The organism is Pseudomonas sp. P4_D7 (genome assembly GCF_056401755.1).
This window is the reverse complement of the sequence record NZ_JBFUIR010000020.1, coordinates 98,059-116,948: the sequence shown is the minus strand read 5'-3', so window position 1 is coordinate 116,948 and position 18,890 is coordinate 98,059. Positions and strand designations below refer to the sequence as shown.

Genomic DNA, 18,890 nt, shown 5'->3' with positions numbered 1-18,890 from the left:
CCACAGCAAAGTCCACCGCCCCCTGCCCCGTCATGTCAACCATCAAACTGGTCTGATTGGTCTGGGCAAAGTAAGTCAGAATCGCATCACCCGCATGCCCGGTGAAGCCACTGACAAAATTCAGCGATGCCGCGCCCGTGGCGAAACCGGCGATGCCCGACAGGTCGATCTTGTCCAGACCGCTGGTGAAATCCATGATCCAGTCCGGCGCAGTCATGGTCGAATCGCTGGCAGCGCCGAACACGAAGGTGTCTGCCCCCTCTCCACCCCATAAGGTGTCCCCACCGCCACCACCATAGAGGATGTCGTTGCCGGCACCGCCGACCAGATCGTTGGCGGCCGCATTACCCATCAGCAGGTCATTGCCCGAACCGCCCAGCGCATTCTCCACGGTCACACCGTAAGCAACGGAAACGTTGCCGACCAAGCCACCCACATCGGAGAACGAACCTTCATTGAGGTTGATCTTCTGGTTCTGACTGAAGCCGGAGAAGTCCAGCGTATCGTTGCCGCCGCCGTCCCACACCGAGAACACCACTTTGGAGGACGCCGAAGTAGCGCTGTAAAAATCGCGCTCGGCAGTGGAATTGAAACCGTACGTGGTGTCATCGGCACGGGTCGCGTAGTTGGCTCCATACAGTTTTTGCACCGCGACAATATCGTCGAGCAACGGTGCCGAGGCGTACGCGCCGCTGCCGTCCTTGCTGAAATTCTGATCGGTGTTGGCTTCGCTCCAGTAGCTCATCAGGCTGTAGCCACGGGTGTCTTCGGCGTACTTGGCGTCGTTATAGGTCGGGTTGCCGTTGCCAGCGTTGTAGGCGCCCGGATGCGACAGGCCGAGGGTATGGCCGATCTCGTGGGTCAGGGTCTGGCGCCCGTAGTTGTTGGTGTCCGGGGTTTTGTTGACCTGATACTGATTGTTGATCAAGTACCACGACTGGCCGTCATAGCCACCGCCGCTGGGCAGGTAAGCGAAAGCCGCACCACCGGTGCTGACGTCGTAGTTGCCAAACGTCATGTGGCCATCGCCGCCCTTGCCTTCGCTAAAGGTGACGTTGGCGACGTCGGCCCAGGATTGCATGGCCAGCACGGCCTGGGCTTTTTGCTGGGCGCTGAACTCGCTGAAGTTGCCCAGATTGACGTTGTAATTCGCCGGTTTGTCGGTCAGAAAGCTGTAGCTGAGGTCGATCTTGCCATCAGCATTCTTGTCGCCCCACGACAGGCCTTTACGCAGGATTTCATCAGCGGCCTGATCGGCAGTGAATGAGGGTTTGCCGTTGACCAGGCCGACGCCACGGTCATACAGGTGGCTGAACGCATCGACCTGGTCGAAGGCGCTGGTGGTTTTGGATTTGGCTTGAGCCATGGTGGACTTCCTTGTTTCTGAGTAGTCAGTGTCGACAGACCACGGCGATCTTCTGGCGAGATCGTCCTGTCACTCGCGTGTTTGCATCGGCGAAAAACCTGACACAGGCGCAAACCGTGCGCTAATCAATTTCTCGATAGCCCGGGCTGCGTCCCTGTATTACCCGTCATGTGCTGCAATGCTTTTTATCTGTATATCCATACAGATAAAAGTTGCCGCTGACGCCAAGTCCGGCCATTCTGTGCACCTGTGCGGACCTTGATCGACGTGGGTGTTTATGCGGTTGTACCTCTGTGAAAAACCTTCTCAGGCCAAAGACATTGCGGCCGTGCTCGGCGCCAGGCGTCGGGGCGACGGTTGCTGGCTGGGAACAGACGTCACGGTGACCTGGTGCATCGGCCACTTGCTCGAAACCGCCCCGCCGGATGCCTACGACGCCCGTTACAAACGCTGGGTCCTGGCCGATCTGCCGATCATTCCGGACAAGTGGAAAATGACCGTCAAGCCGCGCACCGCCAGCCAGTACAAAGCGGTCAAACGCCTGCTCGGCGAGGCCAGCGAGCTGATCATCGCCACCGACGCCGACCGTGAGGGCGAGATGATCGCCCGCGAACTGGTCGAGCACTGTCGCTATCGCGGGCCGATCCGGCGTTTGTGGCTGTCGGCGCTGGACGAAGCTTCGATCCGCAAAGCCCTGGCTGCACTGAAGCCGGGGGCCGAAACCTTCAGCCTGTATCACTCGGCGCTGGGCCGCTCGCGGGCAGACTGGCTGATCGGCATGAACATGAGCCGGCTGTTCACGCTGCTGGGTCGGCAATCGGGTTATCAGGGCGTGTTGCCGGTGGGCCGGGTGCAGACGCCGACCTTGCGCCTGGTGGTGGATCGCGACCGCAGCATCGCCGATTTCGTGCCAGTGCCGTTCTGGGCGATTGATGTCGATCTGCTGCATAACGGCATACCGTTTACTGCGCAGTGGCGTGCGCCGTCGGATGCCTGTGACGATCAGGATCGCTGCCTGAATCAGGCGTTTGCCCAGCAAGCGGCGGCTGCGATCGGCAGCGCTGCCAGTGCCCGGGTGGTCAAGCTGAGAACCGAGCGCATGCGTGAAGTGGCGCCCCTGCCCTTCGATCTCGGCACCTTGCAGGAAGTCTGCTCGAAGAAACTCGGCCTCGGCGCGCAGGAAACCCTCGACATCGCCCAGGCCCTCTACGAAACCTACAAAGTCATCACCTATCCGCGCAGTGATTGCGGTTATTTGCCGCTGAGCCAGCACAGCGAGGCGCCGGGGATTCTCGCCGCGTTGCGTCAGGCCGATCCGGGCCTTGAGGCGCTCAACGGGTTTCTGGAGCCGCAACGCAAATCCCGCGCGTGGAACGACGCCAAGGTCAGCGCGCACCACGGCATCATTCCCACCGCTGCAGCGAAGAATCTAGAGCGCCTGACCGGCAAACACCGCGCGGTCTACACGCTGATCCGCGCACGCTATCTGGCGCAGTTCCTGCCCAATCACGAATACGATCGCACCCAGGCCGATTTCGATTGCGCCGGTGAAGCGTTGCGCGCAGTCGGCAAACAAATCATTGAACCGGGCTGGAAACGCGCATTGCCCGAAGCACTGGCAGCGGCCAAGGGCCGCGAGGCGCCCGCGCCGCAAACCTTGCCGGCACTTACGCAAGGCGTTGAGTGCGCGGTGGCTGACGTCAAGTTCAAGGATCTGTGGACGCAACCGCCCAAACCCTACACCGAAGGCGATCTGATCAAGGCGATGAAAAACGTCGCCAAACTGGTGGAAGATCCGCTGCTCAAACAGAAGCTCAAGGACACCACCGGGATCGGCACAGAAGCGACCCGCGCATCGATCATTCAGGGCTTGCTTGACCGGGGCTATCTGGTGAAAAACGGCAAGGCCCTCGCCGCTACCCCGGCGGCGTTCAGCCTGATCGACGCGGTGCCCCGCGCAATTGCCGACCCCGGCACCACAGCCATCTGGGAGCAGGCGCTGGACATGGTGCAAAGTGGCGAAATGAGTCTGGAAGAGTTCGTCACCAAACAGGCGGCGTGGATGAGCAAACAGGTGACGCGCTGTTCCAGTCTCAGCCTGACCATCAGCGGCCCGCCACCAGCCGGTAAAGCGGCGGCCCCGTGGAAGAAAAAACGCAAATCGACCCGCAGCAAACCCACGGGTACGACAAAACGCACAGCGAAACCGTCAGGCAAATAAAACCCGCTAGTGTTTCTGCAAGGCTCAGCACTTTCAGGAACCCGGCGCATGACCAATATCGAACTGCACCCCGCTCAGCGCGATGAGCTGGATATCATCGAAAACCTCATGCAGTTCTACATGTACGACTTCAGCGAATGGCTGCCGCTGAAGCTCGCCGAGCACGGCTTTTTCTCGATCCAGCCGAAAATCGACTACTGGCGCCATCCGGCCACACAACCGTTCCTGATTCGCGTCGATGGCGAACTCGCCGGTTTCGTGACCGTCGATAACGAAATCCACATCGCCGGGGCCGAACACAACATCGGCTATTTCTTCATCGCCCGACGCTTTCGTGGCCAAGGCGTCGCGCAGTTTGTCGTCTCTGCCCTCTTGAGCCAGATCCCCGGTCAGTGGCAGATTTTCCATATCGACGCCAACCTGCCGGCACAACGCTTCTGGGCTGGGCTCATCCCGCAATTGAGCGGCGGCGATTTCACCCGCCAGCAGCGCGAAGTGGACGGTTATCCGTGCACTTTCTACGTGCTGAATACGCCTTTTTCCGTCGCCTGAACGGATTCTTTCTCATTCCAAAACAGCTTTGCCCGACAATATGTAGTGAACAAAAATAATCACTACAAAACCGTTGACGGCGTCGTTTTGCTTTTGCATGATGAAGACGTTCCCCGATCGGGAACATCGGTAACACGCTTGAGCAAACTCGTCTGACCGCCGAGTTGTTTTTTCCGGATACACGCTGCCCACAAGGCAGATTGAAGAAGCTGACCTGGCCTGAACGTCCAGTACAAGGACGAGAAGCGCTGGCGAAAATTCTCAAGACGCTTGTGGTCGACACTGTAAATGTCGTCAAGGAGCCTCCCGGTTTTCGCTGCTTCTCCTCGTTGTGACGCTATTGCGTAGCAGTTATTCAACACGACTACATGCAACAGATGCACGACCCCGTACTTCACACGGGCGAGCGCTGACGTCCTGGTTTCGGTGCCAGGGATCAACTAACCGATGGGCTACCTGTATTAGCGAATCAACTTTGAAAGATCACCAGACTGGTCAAGGGGCAATATCATGAATCTGAACAATCAACCTACTATCGAAGAACTGGCTCGTATGTTCGCTGCGCAGAAAGACAGCCATGACAGCCATATTCTCTGGATCAGCAAGTCGGGTCAGGTGCATATCGACTGCCTGGCGACCCATGCTGACGAAGACGAGTTCGACCGCAACCATCAGAACCTGCTGGCCCGCCTGAAGATGTACCGCCGCGGCCACGGTTATGTTGGCAAGAAAGCCGCGGCCGACAAGGACTTCATCGGTAATGTTCTGCAAACGCTGAAACAGGCGTGGGATTCGATGCAGAATAAGAATGAAGTTCGGGTGATTGATCGGTTCTGCTGAGTTAGTCATTAAATAATTGAAAGGCCTGCTTCCTTAAAGGAAGCAGGCCTTTTTTTGTTCGCTTGCATTGATTTGGCGTGACTGGAGTTGTGGCCCCTCACCCCAGCCCTCTCCCGAGGGAGAGGGAGCCGATCGAGTTGTATAAAATCATCCGTCAACCGGACACACCGAGTTGATTATGGATTCAGCAAAACACTTTCAGGTCGGCGTATTACTCCAACATCTCTCGGTCAGTCCCCTCTCCCCTTGGGAGAGGGTTAGGGTGAGGGCATCCCCCAGCCCAACACCATTTCAGCAAACGCCACCGCCGCCGCACTGTGATAATTATTGCGCCGCCGCAACAACGCCGCTCCACGCTGCGGCGCCTCGCTCTCCACGCGCAACCGGCGCAATGCCCGATCCTCCGTCGCAATGGCCTGCGGCAACATCGTCGCCAGCGGCGAATGACGCACCACTTCCAGCAACGTACTCACCGAATTCACCTCGATCCGCACCTGCGGCGTAATCCCATGCTGACGAAAATACTCATCCACCGATAACCGCGTAATGAAGTCCGGCGCCAACAAGGCGAAATCCAGTGAAGCAATATCTTCCGGCGTCAGTACTGCGTGGCTGTCATACAAAGGATGCTCACGCCCCACCATAATCCCCAGCGTTTCGGTAAACGCCGGAATGCATTCGATATCGGCGCTGCGTACCGGCGTAAACGCAATCGCAATATCCAGCGAGTCATCTGCCAGCCCCGCCTCGATGTCGTCCATCGACAGCTCGAAAATCTGTAAATGAATCCCCGGATAGCGCGCAGCAAAATCGCGCACCAACGGCCCGACCAGGTACGCCATGAACGTCGGCGTCATCGCCAGGCGCAAGGTCCCGCGAGACAAATCCTTCACGTCATGCAACGCGCGCTTACCCGCCTCCAGCTCCACCAGCACCCGTCGCGCGCATTCGATGTAGGCCTCGCCAGCATCGGTGGGTTTCACCGTCCGCGAGGTGCGATCAAACAGATTGACCCCCAGTGTCTCTTCCAGTTGGCGAATCTGCTGCGACAGGGTCGGCTGTGAAACATGCAACGCCTCGGCGGCACGGGTAAAGCCGCCGTGATCGGCAACGGCCAGCAGGTAACGCAAATGTCGCAGCAGCATGGCAACACCATCTATAGGCAGGACTTATGCGAAGCATTGTATATCGGTCTTGGACGCTATGGATGAATCGGCAGAAGATCACTCCCACACAGCAAGCCAACCCCTGAAAGGAGTGACACCATGCAACAGTCCCACGCCTACAACGACACCAGCCTGGCCCTGACCACCCGCATTCTCGACGCCAAGGCACGCAAAGATCTGTCGTGGCAGGATCTCGCCGATGACACCGGCCTGAGCCTGGCGTACGTCACCGCTGCCCTGCTCGGTCAGCACCCGCTGCCGGAAAACGCCGCCCAAGTGGTCGGTGACAAGCTGGAACTGAGCGCGGAAGACGTCGCGGCGATGCAGATCATCCCGCTGCGTGGCAGCCTCAGCGGTGTGCCGACCGACCCGACCATCTACCGCTTCCACGAAATGATCCAGATCTACGGCACCACCCTCAAAGCCCTGGTTCACGAGCAGTTCGGCGACGGCATCATCAGCGCGATCAACTTCAAGCTCGACATCAAGAAAGTCGAAGACCCGGAAGGCGGCTCCCGCGCGGTGGTCACCCTCGACGGCAAGTTCCTGCCCTTGCGTCCGTTCTGATCCGCACCGGCCCGCACCCTGCGTGCGGGCCAACCCACCCCAAATGGTTACCCGTCACCACTGCGTCTGGAGGCTGCCCCATGCAAAAAATTCTACTGATCCTGGCCCTGCTCGGCGGCTTTTCCGTCCAGGCATCTGCCGCTGACGAAGCCGTCGCCTATCGCTACGGCATGCAACTGGATATCGCCCAAGTGCTGAACATTACTCCGGTCGCCGATGTGTGTGGCGTGGTGCCGGTCGAGATGACGTATCTGGACAGCCACGGCGGCAAGCACATTCTTCAATACAGCGAATTCGGCAGCGGTTGCTCGAACTGAGAGGACAACACCATGAAAAACCTGATTGATGGCTTCCTGAAATTCCAGAACGAAGCGTTTCCGCAACGTACCGAACTGTTCAAACACCTGGCGACCACGCAACAGCCCGGCACGTTGTTCATCACCTGTTCCGACAGCCGTGTAGTGCCGGAACTGCTGACCCAACAAGAGCCCGGCGAGCTGTTCGTCATCCGTAATGCCGGCAATATTGTGCCGTCCTACAGCCCGCATCCGGGCGGGGTTTCGGCGACGGTGGAATACGCGGTGGCGGTGCTCGGCGTGACCGACATTGTGATCTGCGGCCATTCGGACTGCGGTGCGATGACGGCGATCGCCCAGTGCAAATGCATGGATCACCTGCCCGCCGTCAGCGGCTGGCTGCAGCATGCCGAGTCGGCGAAAGTGGTTAACGAATCACGACCGCATGCCAATGACGCGGCGAAATTGAGTTCGATGGTGCGCGAAAACGTGATCGCGCAACTGGCGAATATCCAGACCCACCCAAGTGTGCGTCTGGCTCAGGAAAAAGGCCTGCTGAATCTGCATGGCTGGGTGTATGACATTGAGACCGGTTCGATCGATGCGCTGTCCGCCGACCGCCGCACGTTTGTGCCGCTGGCCGAGCAACCAGCGACTTGCGCGATCCATGCACAAAGTACGCACGCCGCCTGAGCAACTGATCGTTCCCACGCTCTGCGTGGGAATGCCTCCGGGGACGCTCTGCGTCCAGTGACGCGGAGCGTCACGGGCTGCGTTCCCACGCAGGAGCATAGGAACGATCACAGACCACGGGATCAGCGTTTTATTGTGAGATCGATCTGGGTCATCCGGCTACGAACAGTAAACACGCCATCCCCCGAAAGAATCGCACTGCGCGCAAACAAGCGCCCACTCTCCCAGTTCGAAAGCCCCAACTCTGGTTTGTTGAGCGCGTACTGCCCATCGACCCAACGGGTAATGCCGTTGCCCACGAACGGCGCATTCACCGCGTTGTAAAAACGCTCCTGAACCTGCGCATCCTCACTGATCAACGACACAGTGAACTGCGGGCTGTAGCGGTTGAACAGCGCAATCGCCTGATCCAGATCGTCAACGATCATCAGGCTGACTTCCGGGGTTTCTTCCCATTCCCACTCGCGGCCCAACGCCGATTCCGCCAAGGGTTCGGCCAGTGCTTCGGTCTGGTAACCCTCGGCGCGATAGACCTCGACCGTCGCGTTCTGCCACTCGCTCGGCAAGCAACTTTCGCTGCCTTCGACGATGTGCAGTTTGCAGCCCTGGCCACGCGCGGTGCCGGCCTGTTGCAATGCCTCAAGAAACAACGGCACCAGTTCCGCCGCGCGATCACGCTGGATCAGGCAGACGTTCAACGTATTGCAGACTTTGCGATCCAGCGAGTTGCGCACCACGGCGGCGAAACGTTGGGCATCCGCATCACGATCGGCAATCAACCACGCGCCCCCCGTGCCGTGCAGGCTGACAGCGGTGCCAGCCTGCTGGGCGATACTGCCCAACTGACTGACCGCACGACCCGAACCGCGCGCCACCGCCAGCGACAAACGCCGGTCAGCGAACATCGCCCAACCGGCGGCATGATTGACGCTTTCCACCAACGACACCGCACCGGCCGGCAGACCAGCATCGGCCAGCGCCGGGTTCAACGCATGAGTGACGATGGCCTGCGCGGTGCCCAACGCATCGCTGCCAATGCGCAAAACGGCGGTGTTGCCAGTGCGCAAGACACCGGCCGCGTCGGCGAACACGTTCGGCCGGCCTTCAAAGACAAACGCGACGATGCCCAACGGCGAAACCACTTGCTCGACCTTCCAGCCATCATGCTCAACGCTGCTGATGACTTTGCCGCGCGTGGCTGCGGCATCCCGCCAGGCGCGCAGGCCGGCGATCATGTCGCCACGCATGCGCTCATCGGCGAGCAATCGGGTGGTGGAACGACCGCGCGCCTTGGCCCGTTCGATGTCCGCGCGGTTGGCGGTTTCGATGTGAGCCCAGCACGCAGGGGTTTCCAGACGTTGCGCAAACAGGTCGAAAAACTGGCTGATGGCCTCATCGGACACCGCCGACAACGCCGTGAATGCCGCTGCCGCGCGCTCGATCGCTACCGACGCAGCTTGCTGATCCGCCACGGGAATCAACAGCAACTCGCCACTGACCTGCTCCACCAGCAGATGGTCTCCGGGCTGAAAGCGCGCGGCCAGTTCGGGGCTGACCACGGTGACGCGGTTACCAGCGAAAGGGATCGGCGTGCCAGCGACTAGACGTTCGAGCGCAAGAGACATGAAGCGGATTCACCATGCAGGGAGCGGCCGGAAAATGTATAGGAACACAATCCTCCAAAGCAACCGCTAACCCTGTGGGAGCGAGCTTGCTCGCGAAAGCGGTGGATCTGATACATCAATGTTGGCTGACCTGACGCCTTCGCGAGCAAGTTCGCTCCCACAAGGTTTTGTGGTGTTTGTGTGATCGGGTCAGAAGACTGACCAGCCAATCCGCGCGCTAAGCATCTCCAACGCCGCCATGCCCGCCAGCGAGTTCCCGGCGGCATTCAACTCCGGCGACCACACGCACACCGTGAACTGCCCCGGCACCACCGCAACAATCCCGCCGCCGACGCCACTCTTGCCCGGCAAGCCAACGCGATAAGCGAAGTTGCCCGCTTCGTCATACAGCCCGCTGGTGGCCATGATCGAGTTGACCTGCTGGGTCTGCCGACGCGTAAGGATCTGTTCGCCGCTGTGTTTGCAGAAACCGTCGTTGGCCAGAAAGCAGAACGCCCGCGCCAGATCAATGCAGTTCATCCGCAACGCGCAGTGGCTGAAATAGCTGCGCAGCACCGCTTCGACGTCGTTGTGGAAGTTGCCGAACGACTGCATCAGGTACGCCATCGCCGCATTGCGCGCGCGGTGTTGATATTCGGAGTCGGCGACTTTGCCGTCGATCATGATCTGCGGATTGCCTGACAGGCGCCGGACGAAGTCACGCATCGACAGGGTCGGTGCGGCAAAGCGTGACTGGTTGATGTCGCAGATCACCAGCGCACCGGCATTGATGAACGGATTGCGCGGCCGGCCGCGCTCGAATTCCAGCTGCACCAGCGAGTTGAACGGCTGCCCGGACGGCTCGTGACCGAGGCGTTCCCAGATCGCTTCGCCGGAATGATCGATCGCCTGCACCAGGCTGAACACCTTGGAAATGCTCTGCACCGAGAACGGCGTCTCGGCGTCACCGGCGCAATACATCTCGCCGTCGTTGCCGTACACGGCGATGCCCAGCTGATTGGCCGGCACGGTGCCGAGGGCAGGAATGTAGTCAGCCACCTTGCCCTGCCCGATCAACGGGCGGACAGCGTCAAGAATCTCGTTCAACAGCGCTTGCATGCCGGGTTCCGAAGTCTCGCCCCATGGGATTGCGGGGACACTGGGGCTAGACGCTGCGCCCGCCCGTCGAATCACACCGGCCGCCATCGTGGTGAATGTTCTAGGCTCAACCGCACATCCAAAAACGGGAGAGCAACCATGCAACTCGAAGGCTCCTGCCATTGTGGCGAGGTCACATTCAGCCTCACCAGCACCCATCCCTACCCTTATCAACGCTGCTATTGCTCGATCTGTCGCAAGACTCAGGGCGGTGGCGGTTATGCGATCAACCTTGGCGGCGACGCGACCAGCCTCAAGGTGCGCGGGCGCAAACACATCAGCATTTACCACGCGAAGATGAAAGACGAAGGCGACCAGCGCGCCCATCGCAGCACGGCCGAGCGGCATTTCTGTTCATTGTGCGGTAGCGGCCTATGGCTGTTCAGCCCTGAATGGCCGCAACTGATCCACCCGTTTGCCTCGGCCATCGACACGCCGTTGCCGGTGCCGCCGGAGCACACGCATTTGATGCTCGGCTCGAAAGCACCGTGGGTGGAAATCGACGTTAAAGCGAAAGACAAACAGTTCGACGTCTACCCCGAAGAATCCATTGCCCAGTGGCATGAACGCCTCGGTTTGACCCGCTGAACGCGTAACTCCAGGCTCCCCCCTGTAGGAGTGAGCCTGCTCGCGATAGCGGTGGGGCAGTAGCAAAAATGCCGATTGGACTGACCCCTTCGCGAGCAAGCTCGCTCCCACAATGATCTCTGGCGTTCACAAATCCAATGTGGGAGCGAGCCTGCTCGCGAAGGGGCCGGCACAGGGCAGCGCATTTAATCCAGATGCGCCCAGGTCATCCGGAACGACGCCCCACCCCAAGGCGAATCACCCACCTCAACCTGTCCGCCATGGGACTGCGAGACCCGCCGCACCAGCGCCAGGCCCAAACCAAATCCGCCGGTACGGCGATCGCGACTGGCATCCAGCCGCGAAAACGGCTCAAAGATCTTCTCCCGTCCGTGCACCGGCACCCCCGGCCCGTCGTCGTTGACCCGCACCTGGTAATAATCGCCCGTGCGTTCCAGCGTCACCTCCACGCGCTGCTCGGCATAACGAATCGCGTTGCGCAGCAGATTGATCACCGCCCGCGCCATGAATCGCGGTTCGATGCGCACCGTGTCGATCCGGCAATCCGCGATCAGCAACTGCACCCCCGCCGCTTCGGCCTCCAGCGCCACGCTGCCAACCACGCTATCAAGCCAATTGGCAGCCTGGATGTTTTCGCGCTTGATCACCGTTGCGCCGCGCTCAAGGCTGGCGTAGGTCAGCAGCTCGGACACCATCTCCTCCAGTTCACCAAGGTCGGCGTACATGTCGGCGATCAGCTCGCGGTTCTGACTGGCGTCCGGCTGTTGCTTGAGCTGGTCGAGTTCAAACGACAGCCGTGCGATCGGCGTGCGCAGTTCGTGAGACACGGCATTGGTCAGCTCACGCTGATTGGCGATCAGCCCTTCGATGCGCGCCGCCATCAGATTGAAGTGTTCGGCCAGATCGCGAATGTTCGAGCGTTTCGACAATTGAATGCGCACCGACAGGTCGTTATCGCCGAAACGCTCGGCGGCCAGGCGCAGTTTCTCCAGATCACGCCAGTGCGGACGTACCCAGAAAAACAGCACGATGCCGATCAGCACGGCGATCATCAGGTAGGCAGCGGCGATGTAGAACGGCATCAGGCTCGGCTCGGCCGGCAAGCGGATGCTGAGCAACTGCGGCCCCTCGTCAATCGCAGAAATGTACTGGGTGTACTTGTCGCGGATCACCAACAGCCCTTTGGCCAGCTCGGCTTTTTCCTCGTCGCTCAGGGCCAGTTCAGAGGCGTCGACCAGCGTCAGCCCCAAACCGTAATGCGGGCGGATCGTTTCCAGCTGTTGTTCCCGGGCCGGGCCGTCGAGGTCGCGCAACTGCTGGCCCAACGTCCAGGCTTGGCCGCGCACGGCCTCACGGTTGTAGTCCTGCATCTGATAATCGAGCAAGGCATCAAAAGTGCGCTCGACCGTCTGCAAGGCCAGCACCAGACCCAACGTCATGACCAGAAACAGCCCGAGAAATAACCGCAGCATCTACAGCTCCCACGCGAACGGATTGAACAGATAACCCTTGCCCCACACGGTCTTGATACACATCGGCTCGCGGGGATTGTCTTTGAGCTTGTTGCGCAATTTGCTGATGTACACATCGACGCTGCGATTGAGCCCGTCGAAGGCAATCCCGCGCATGCGATTGAGAATGTCATCCCGCGACAGCACTTTGCCGGCCGCGCTGGCCAGCAACCACAGCAGCTCGAATTCCATGGTGGTCATTTCGATGACCTCGCCCGCCAGCCGCACCTCACGGCAACTGCGGTCGACGCTCAACTGACCGAACTCCATAAAACTCACCACATTGCTGTCCGGCACCTGCCGCCGCTGCAGCGCTCGCAGCCGGGCCAGCAATACCGGTGGCTTGATCGGTTTGATCACGTAGTCATCGGCGCCGGACTCCAGACCGAGGATATGGTCGAGGTCATCTTCCTTGGCCGTCAGAATCACGATCGGTGTGTCCGACACGCTGCGAATCTCCCGGCACACGTGCAGACCGCTCTGCCCCGGCAACATCAGGTCGAGCACCACGACTTTCGGTTTGAATTCGAGAAAGGCAGCCACGGCCAGATCACCGCGATGCACCGTGCGCACCTCGTAGCCGTGTTGTTCGAGAAAGTGGGCGATCAGCGCGGCGAGGCGCTCATCGTCTTCCACCAGCAGGAGTTTGCCAAAACCCAGGTTATCCATAACGACCGTCTGCCGCCCATGTGTGAAGTGGTCGGCATTATGGCGGCAATCGCGATGAAGGCGTTTGCTTCAGGCAGCAAAAACCGGCCGCTGGGGCCGGTTTTCAGTGATGTTTCATACTCTTAAGAGTTTTTAACAATCTTGTGCAGGCACACCGCTGTGGAAGCGGAATTCTTCGTCCGGCGACTCGATCAGTTCCTGCTCGGCGGCGCGGACCTTGTCGATGACCTGAGCAATATCCTTCGCATCGCCGTACTGATAGGCCAGTTTCAGATAACCCTGAAAATGCCGCGCCTCACTTTTCAGCAGGCCAAAGTAGAACTTGCCGAGTTCTTCGTCCAGATGCGGCACCAGTGCTTCGAAACGCTCGCAACTGCGTGCTTCGATAAACGCGCCGACCACCAGCGTATCCACCAGTTTCACCGGCTCGTGGCTGCGCACCACCTTGCGCAAGCCCGAGGCGTAACGACCGGCGTGGAGCTGGCGCAGTTCGATCTTGCGCCGTTTCATGATGCGCATGACCTGCTCGTGGTGCACCAGTTCTTCCCGGGCCAGACGCGACATCATATTGATCAGGTCGACGTGGGAATGGTACTTGGCAATCAGGCTCAGGGCGGTGCTGGCAGCCTTGAACTCACAGTTCTTGTGGTCGATCAGCAGGGTTTCCTGATCGGCCAGTGCTGCCTGAACCCAGGCGTCGGGGGTGCGGCAGCCAAGGAATTCGTGGATTTCGGGAAGGATCATGGGGCTCACGGTAAAAGGTGTTCGAGCGAAGGGCGCCGATTATACCGGCCTGTCCGCAGACCACCAGCGGCTGGCGTTGATATGCATCAAGTCGCGCACGATCGGACAGCAACTATAGTTGTGCAACGCCGTGCCTTTTCTTTGCTGGAGACTCCGCTCATGCAAGCCATTCGCAGCATTCTGGTGGTCATTGAACCCGAACATTCAGAAAGCCTGGCGCTCAAGCGCGCCAAATTGATCGCCGGCGTGACCCAGGCCCATCTGCACCTGCTGGTGTGCGACAAGAAGCACGACCACGCCGGCATGCTTGGCGTACTCAAAGCCGCGCTGATCGCCGACGGCTACAGCGTGACCACCGAACAGGCGTGGAACGAGAGCCTGCATGAAACCATCATCGAGGTGCAGCAGGCCGAGGGCTGCGGTTTGGTGATCAAGCAGCATTTCCCCGACAGCTCACTGAAAAAGGCCCTGCTGACCCCGGCGGACTGGAAGCTCCTGCGCCACTGCCCTACCCCGGTGCTGCTGGTGAAAACCGCCGGTTCGTGGAAGGACAAGGTGATTCTGGCAGCCGTGGACGTGGGCAATGCCGATGGTGAACATCGGCATTTGCACACGACGATCATTGATCATGGCTACGACATCGCCAGCCTGGCCAAGGCGCATCTGCATGTGATCGCTGCGCATCCATCACCGATGCTGTCGGCTGCAGACCCGACGCTGCAACTGAGCGAAACCATCGAGGCGCGTTACCGCGAGCAATGTCGAGCGTTTCAGGCGGAATTCGATGTCGATGATGAGCATCTGCACATCGAGGAAGGCCCGGCGGACGTGTTGATTCCGTTCATGGCGCACAAGCTGCAAGCGGCGGTGACCGTGATTGGCACGGTGGCGCGGACCGGGTTGTCAGGGGCGCTGATTGGCAATACGGCTGAAGTGGTTTTGGATGAACTGGAGAGTGATGTGCTGGTGCTCAAGCCGCAGGAGGTTGAGGATCACCTGGTGGAGTTGGCGGTGAAGCACTAAACAGCTCAAATTGAAATGCGATCCCTGTAGGAGTGAGCCTGCTCGCGATGGCGGTGTGTCATACGACAACAGTGTTGACTGACAGACCGCTATCGCAAGCAGGCTCACTCCTACAGAAAAACGCATTCCAAGTGTGGGAGCGAGCTTGCTCGCGAAGCTTTCAGGCGCCAAAGGCGTCTTTGAGGAATCCGGGGGCGATGTAGCGCTGATAATGCGCTTCCGACAGCAGGAAGAATTCCCGATCAATGGCATCGCGCAATTCCGGCAGGTTCCAGTCGCGAAACTCCGGCAGCAACACCATCCCGTACGCTTCCAGATTAATGATCACCCGCGCCCCACGGGCAATCAGCTGATACGCCCAGCAATATTCCGACTGATGCGGCACGAAGCGGATCTTGCGCTGTTCCAGTTGCTCGCGCAGGCGCGCCGAATCGAAAATCTCGACCTTCGCCGCCATCACTTGTGACAGCAATTGCTCCAGACGCAACCACACCGCACGTTTTTCTTCCTCGTTGTAGCCATTCCAGTGGATCACTTCGTGGTGGAAACGCTTGCAGCCACGGCACACCAGATCACCGTAAACAGTGGAGCAGAGGCCGACGCAGGGGGTCTTGATGGTCTGATTGGGCATAAGGTAGGTAAAACACTGAAACGCGGAACAGGTCGGCATGTTAGCCCTTTGTCGGGCATTGATCACCCCTCAAACTTCAGGGTCACAGCCACGCGCGGCGTTTGCCCTGGCCACGCGCATTGCCACGAAAGTCCAATAGAGCCCGACTTACCTTTAAATTTTTTTTGCCGTAGAATCAGCCAGCCTTTTAAGGCGCCAATGTCCGTTAGAAGCTGTTTTCAAAGCGTCACGAGCACAGTCGTTCCTTCAGAGCGGTGTTGGCGAGGGATTTTTCCAGCGGGGAAAAATCCAGCGCCAACCCTCATCAGCTCCCCGTTCTGCAGGCGTAAAACTTTGAAAGCAGCTTCTGTAAGGAATTGCCGGTAATTCTGGCCGAACGACCCACAACGTCGTGAGGAGCATGAGTACGGCAATTTCGGGATGAGCGTCCCGGACACCCATTTGGGACCACTGATGAGGGTAATAACTGTGCTTGAAGCCTACCGCAAACATATCGAAGAGCGTGCAGCCCTGGGTATCGTTCCCCAGCCGCTTAACGCCGAACAAACAGCAGGCCTGGTCGAGCTGCTGAAAAACCCTCCGGCTGGCGAAGAAGAATTTCTCGTTGACCTGATCACCAATCGCATTCCACCAGGCGTGGACGAAGCGGCCTATGTCAAAGCCGGCTTCCTGTCTGCACTGGCCAAGGGCGAAGTTTCCTCCCCTCTGCTGGACAAAAAACGCGCTGTAGAACTGCTCGGCACCATGCAGGGCGGCTACAACATCGTCACTCTGGTTGACCTGCTGGACGACGCCGAGCTGGCGCCAGTCGCTGCCGCGCAACTCAAGCACACCCTGCTGATGTTCGATGCGTTCCACGACGTCGCGGAAAAAGCCAAGAACGGTAACGCTCACGCTAAAGCCGTGCTGCAATCCTGGGCTGACGGCGAGTGGTTCAAAAACCGTCCGACCCTGGCCGACAAGATCAGCCTGCGCGTGTTCAAGGTAACCGGCGAAACCAACACCGACGACCTCTCCCCTGCTCCTGATGCCTGGTCGCGTCCAGACATCCCGCTGCACGCCCTGGCCATGCTGAAAATGGCCCGCGACGGCATCGTTCCTGATCAGCAGGGCGCTATTGGCCCGATGAAGCAGATCGAAGAAATGCGCGGTCAAGGCTTCCCGATCGCCTACGTCGGTGACGTGGTCGGTACCGGTTCGTCGCGTAAATCGGCCACCAACTCGGTGCTGTGGTTCTTCGGCGACGACGTTCCTTACGTGCCGAACAAGCGTGCTGGCGGTTTCTGCTTCGGCAGCAAAATCGCTCCGATCTTCTACAACACCATGGAAGATGCCGGCGCACTGCCAATCGAGTTCGACGTTTCCAACATGAACATGGGCGACGTGATCGACCTGTACCCGCATGCTGGCAAAGTCTGCAAACACGGCACCGACGAAGTCCTGACCACCTTCGAAATGAAGACTCCGGTGCTGTTGGACGAAGTCCGTGCCGGCGGCCGTATCCCGCTGATCATCGGCCGTGGCCTGACCGAGAAGGCTCGCGCCGAACTGGGTCTGCCACCGTTCGATCTGTTCAAGAAACCTGATGCACCGATCGAAAGCACCAAGGGTTACACCCTGGCGCAGAAAATGGTCGGCAAGGCTTGCGGTCTGGCAGAAGGCAAAGGCATCCGTCCTGGCACCTACTGCGAACCGAAGATGACCACCGTGGGTTCTCAGGACACCACCGGTCCAATGACCCGTGACGAACTGAAAGACCTGGCGTGCCTGGGCTTCTCCGCTGACCTGGTGATGCAGTCCTTCTGCCACACCGCGGCGTATCCAAAGCCGATCGACGTGACCACCCACCACACCCTGCCTGACTTCATCATGACCCGCGGCGGCGTTTCCCTGCGTCCGGGCGACGGCATCATCCACTCGTGGCTGAACCGCATGCTGCTGCCAGACACCGTGGGTACCGGTGGTGACTCGCACACCCGTTTCCCGATGGGCATCTCGTTCCCGGCCGGTTCCGGTCTGGTTGCGTTTGCCGCAGCCACCGGCGTTATGCCGCTGGACATGCCGGAATCGATCCTGGTGCGCTTCAAAGGCAAAATGAAACCTGGCATCACCCTGCGTGACCTGGTTCATGCCATTCCTTACTTCGCCATCCAGAACGGTCTGCTGACCGTCGAGAAGAAAGGCAAGAAAAACGCCTTCTCCGGCCGCATCCTGGAAATCGAAGGTCTGGAAGGTCTGACCCTGGAGCAGGCGTTCGAACTGTCCGACGCCTCGGCCGAACGTTCGGCTGCCGGTTGCACCATCAAGCTGTCGAAAGAGTCGATCACCGAGTACCTGAACTCCAACATCACCCTGCTGCGCTGGATGATCGGCGAAGGCTACGGCGATGCGCGTACCCTGGAACGTCGCGCCCAAGCGATGGAAGCCTGGGTTGCCAACCCGGAACTGATGGAAGCCGATGCCGACGCCGAATACGCCGAAGTCATCGAAATCGACCTGGCCGACATCAACGAGCCGGTACTGTGCGCGCCGAACGATCCGGACGACGCCCGTCTGCTGTCCAGCGTTGCTGGCGAGAAGATCGACGAAGTGTTCATCGGTTCGTGCATGACCAACATCGGTCACTTCCGCGCTGCCGGTAAACTGCTGGATCAGGTCAAGGGTCAGCTGCCAACCCGTCTGTGGCTGTCGCCGCCGACCAAAATGGACGCTCACCAACTGACCGAAGAAGGCTACTACGGCATCTACGGCAAGGCTGGCGCACGCATGGAAATGCCAGGCTGCTCGCTGTGCATGGGTAACCAGGCACGCGTTGAGCCGAACAGCACCGTGGTCTCGACTTCGACCCGTAACTTCCCGAACCGTCTGGGCGACGGCGCGAACGTCTACCTGGCTTCGGCCGAGCTGGCGTCCGTGGCTTCGATCCTGGGTCGCCTGCCGACCGTCGAGGAGTACATGGAATACGCTGGCAAGATCGACAGCATGGCGGCTGATATCTACCGCTACCTGTCCTTCGACCAGATCGCCGAGTTCCGTGAAGCTGCTGCGAACGCCAATATCCCGGTCGTTCAAGCCTAACGTTACAACGCACTGAAAAACGCCGCCCATCGTGAGATGAGCGGCGTTTTTTTATGCCTCACACATAGACCCTGTGGGAGCGAGCCTGCTCGCGAAAGCGGTGTGTCAGTCGATGTAACTATTGGATGATGAATCGCTTTCGCGAGCAGGCTCGCTCCCACATTTGATTCTTACCAGACAAGA

Annotated in this window: 17 protein-coding genes; 9 read left to right on the top strand and 8 right to left on the bottom strand. The window is 59.5% G+C overall.

What is annotated here, in order from left to right; genetic code table 11:
• The coding region (locus tag AC1DVF_RS15380; RefSeq protein ID WP_477782720.1) for a serralysin family metalloprotease at positions 1-1,366 on the bottom strand (1,366 nt) is incomplete at its 3' end.
• Positions 1,367-1,643: 277 nt separating this feature from the next.
• Here AC1DVF_RS15380 and AC1DVF_RS15375 point away from each other — a divergent pair.
• The 3 genes from AC1DVF_RS15375 (at position 1,644) to AC1DVF_RS15365 (ending at position 4,979) form a co-directional block, all read left to right on the top strand.
• Positions 1,644-3,587, top strand: a complete 1,944-nt coding sequence (locus AC1DVF_RS15375; RefSeq protein ID WP_477782719.1) for a DNA topoisomerase III — start codon at positions 1,644-1,646, stop codon at positions 3,585-3,587.
• A 48-nt stretch (positions 3,588-3,635) separates the two neighbouring features.
• The gene (locus AC1DVF_RS15370; RefSeq protein WP_477782718.1) at positions 3,636-4,139 is read left to right on the top strand and encodes a GNAT family N-acetyltransferase; all 504 of its coding nucleotides are present in this window, start codon (positions 3,636-3,638) and stop codon (positions 4,137-4,139) included.
• A 510-nt stretch (positions 4,140-4,649) separates the two neighbouring features.
• Positions 4,650-4,979: a hypothetical protein gene (locus tag AC1DVF_RS15365; RefSeq protein ID WP_093437124.1), complete on the top strand. Its 330-nt coding sequence runs from the start codon at positions 4,650-4,652 to the stop codon at positions 4,977-4,979.
• A 257-nt stretch (positions 4,980-5,236) separates the two neighbouring features.
• Here AC1DVF_RS15365 and cynR read toward each other — a convergent pair whose 3' ends face one another.
• Positions 5,237-6,124: a transcriptional regulator CynR gene (gene cynR, locus AC1DVF_RS15360; RefSeq protein WP_477782717.1), complete on the bottom strand. Its 888-nt coding sequence runs from the start codon at positions 6,122-6,124 to the stop codon at positions 5,237-5,239.
• 120 nt (positions 6,125-6,244) lie between these two features.
• Between cynR and cynS the strand changes: the two genes are divergently transcribed.
• The 3 genes from cynS to AC1DVF_RS15345 all read left to right on the top strand — a co-directional run bounded on the left by cynS (position 6,245) and on the right by AC1DVF_RS15345 (position 7,701).
• Positions 6,245-6,712: a cyanase gene (cynS, locus tag AC1DVF_RS15355; protein WP_093437115.1), complete on the top strand. Its 468-nt coding sequence runs from the start codon at positions 6,245-6,247 to the stop codon at positions 6,710-6,712.
• An 80-nt stretch (positions 6,713-6,792) separates the two neighbouring features.
• On the top strand, positions 6,793-7,029 hold the full coding sequence (locus AC1DVF_RS15350; RefSeq protein ID WP_093437110.1) for a DUF2790 domain-containing protein: 237 nt from the start codon (positions 6,793-6,795) through the stop codon (positions 7,027-7,029).
• 12 nt (positions 7,030-7,041) lie between these two features.
• Complete coding sequence (locus AC1DVF_RS15345; protein WP_460128037.1) at positions 7,042-7,701, top strand: carbonic anhydrase; 660 nt, start codon at positions 7,042-7,044, stop codon at positions 7,699-7,701.
• 122 nt (positions 7,702-7,823) lie between these two features.
• On the opposite strand, the gene AC1DVF_RS15340 is transcribed toward AC1DVF_RS15345, so the two are convergent.
• Both AC1DVF_RS15340 and glsB read right to left on the bottom strand, forming a co-directional pair.
• Positions 7,824-9,326: an aldehyde dehydrogenase family protein gene (locus AC1DVF_RS15340; protein WP_477782716.1), complete on the bottom strand. Its 1,503-nt coding sequence runs from the start codon at positions 9,324-9,326 to the stop codon at positions 7,824-7,826.
• A gap of 189 nt (positions 9,327-9,515) precedes the next feature.
• Positions 9,516-10,424, bottom strand: coding sequence for a glutaminase B (gene glsB / locus AC1DVF_RS15335; protein ID WP_007911001.1), 909 nt, complete (start codon positions 10,422-10,424; stop codon positions 9,516-9,518).
• 138 nt (positions 10,425-10,562) lie between these two features.
• Between glsB and AC1DVF_RS15330 the strand changes: the two genes are divergently transcribed.
• Positions 10,563-11,051 (top strand): GFA family protein, encoded by a 489-nt coding sequence (locus AC1DVF_RS15330; RefSeq protein ID WP_477782715.1) that lies wholly within the window; start codon positions 10,563-10,565, stop codon positions 11,049-11,051.
• 185 nt (positions 11,052-11,236) lie between these two features.
• On the opposite strand, the gene AC1DVF_RS15325 is transcribed toward AC1DVF_RS15330, so the two are convergent.
• The 3 genes from AC1DVF_RS15325 to AC1DVF_RS15315 form a co-directional block, all read right to left on the bottom strand.
• Positions 11,237-12,523, bottom strand: a complete 1,287-nt coding sequence (locus AC1DVF_RS15325; RefSeq protein ID WP_460090519.1) for an ATP-binding protein — start codon at positions 12,521-12,523, stop codon at positions 11,237-11,239.
• The gene (locus AC1DVF_RS15320; RefSeq protein WP_093437091.1) at positions 12,524-13,231 is read right to left on the bottom strand and encodes a winged helix-turn-helix domain-containing protein; all 708 of its coding nucleotides are present in this window, start codon (positions 13,229-13,231) and stop codon (positions 12,524-12,526) included. It abuts the gene before it with no gap.
• Between the two features lie 132 nt (positions 13,232-13,363).
• Positions 13,364-13,975, bottom strand: a complete 612-nt coding sequence (locus AC1DVF_RS15315; RefSeq protein ID WP_093437087.1) for a MiaE family protein — start codon at positions 13,973-13,975, stop codon at positions 13,364-13,366.
• Positions 13,976-14,134: 159 nt separating this feature from the next.
• Between AC1DVF_RS15315 and AC1DVF_RS15310 the strand changes: the two genes are divergently transcribed.
• A complete protein-coding gene (locus AC1DVF_RS15310; protein WP_093437084.1) occupies positions 14,135-14,998 on the top strand; it encodes a universal stress protein in 864 nt (287 codons plus the stop codon).
• 160 nt (positions 14,999-15,158) lie between these two features.
• Here the strand turns inward: AC1DVF_RS15310 and AC1DVF_RS15305 are convergent, their stop codons facing one another.
• Entirely contained in the window at positions 15,159-15,629 is a 471-nt protein-coding gene (locus tag AC1DVF_RS15305) for a DUF1289 domain-containing protein (RefSeq protein WP_064117650.1), read from the bottom strand.
• 468 nt (positions 15,630-16,097) lie between these two features.
• On the opposite strand from AC1DVF_RS15305, the gene acnB reads away from it, so the two are divergent.
• Entirely contained in the window at positions 16,098-18,707 is a 2,610-nt protein-coding gene (gene acnB, locus AC1DVF_RS15300; RefSeq protein ID WP_093437081.1) for a bifunctional aconitate hydratase 2/2-methylisocitrate dehydratase, read from the top strand.
• Positions 18,708-18,890: the final 183 nt, after the last annotated feature.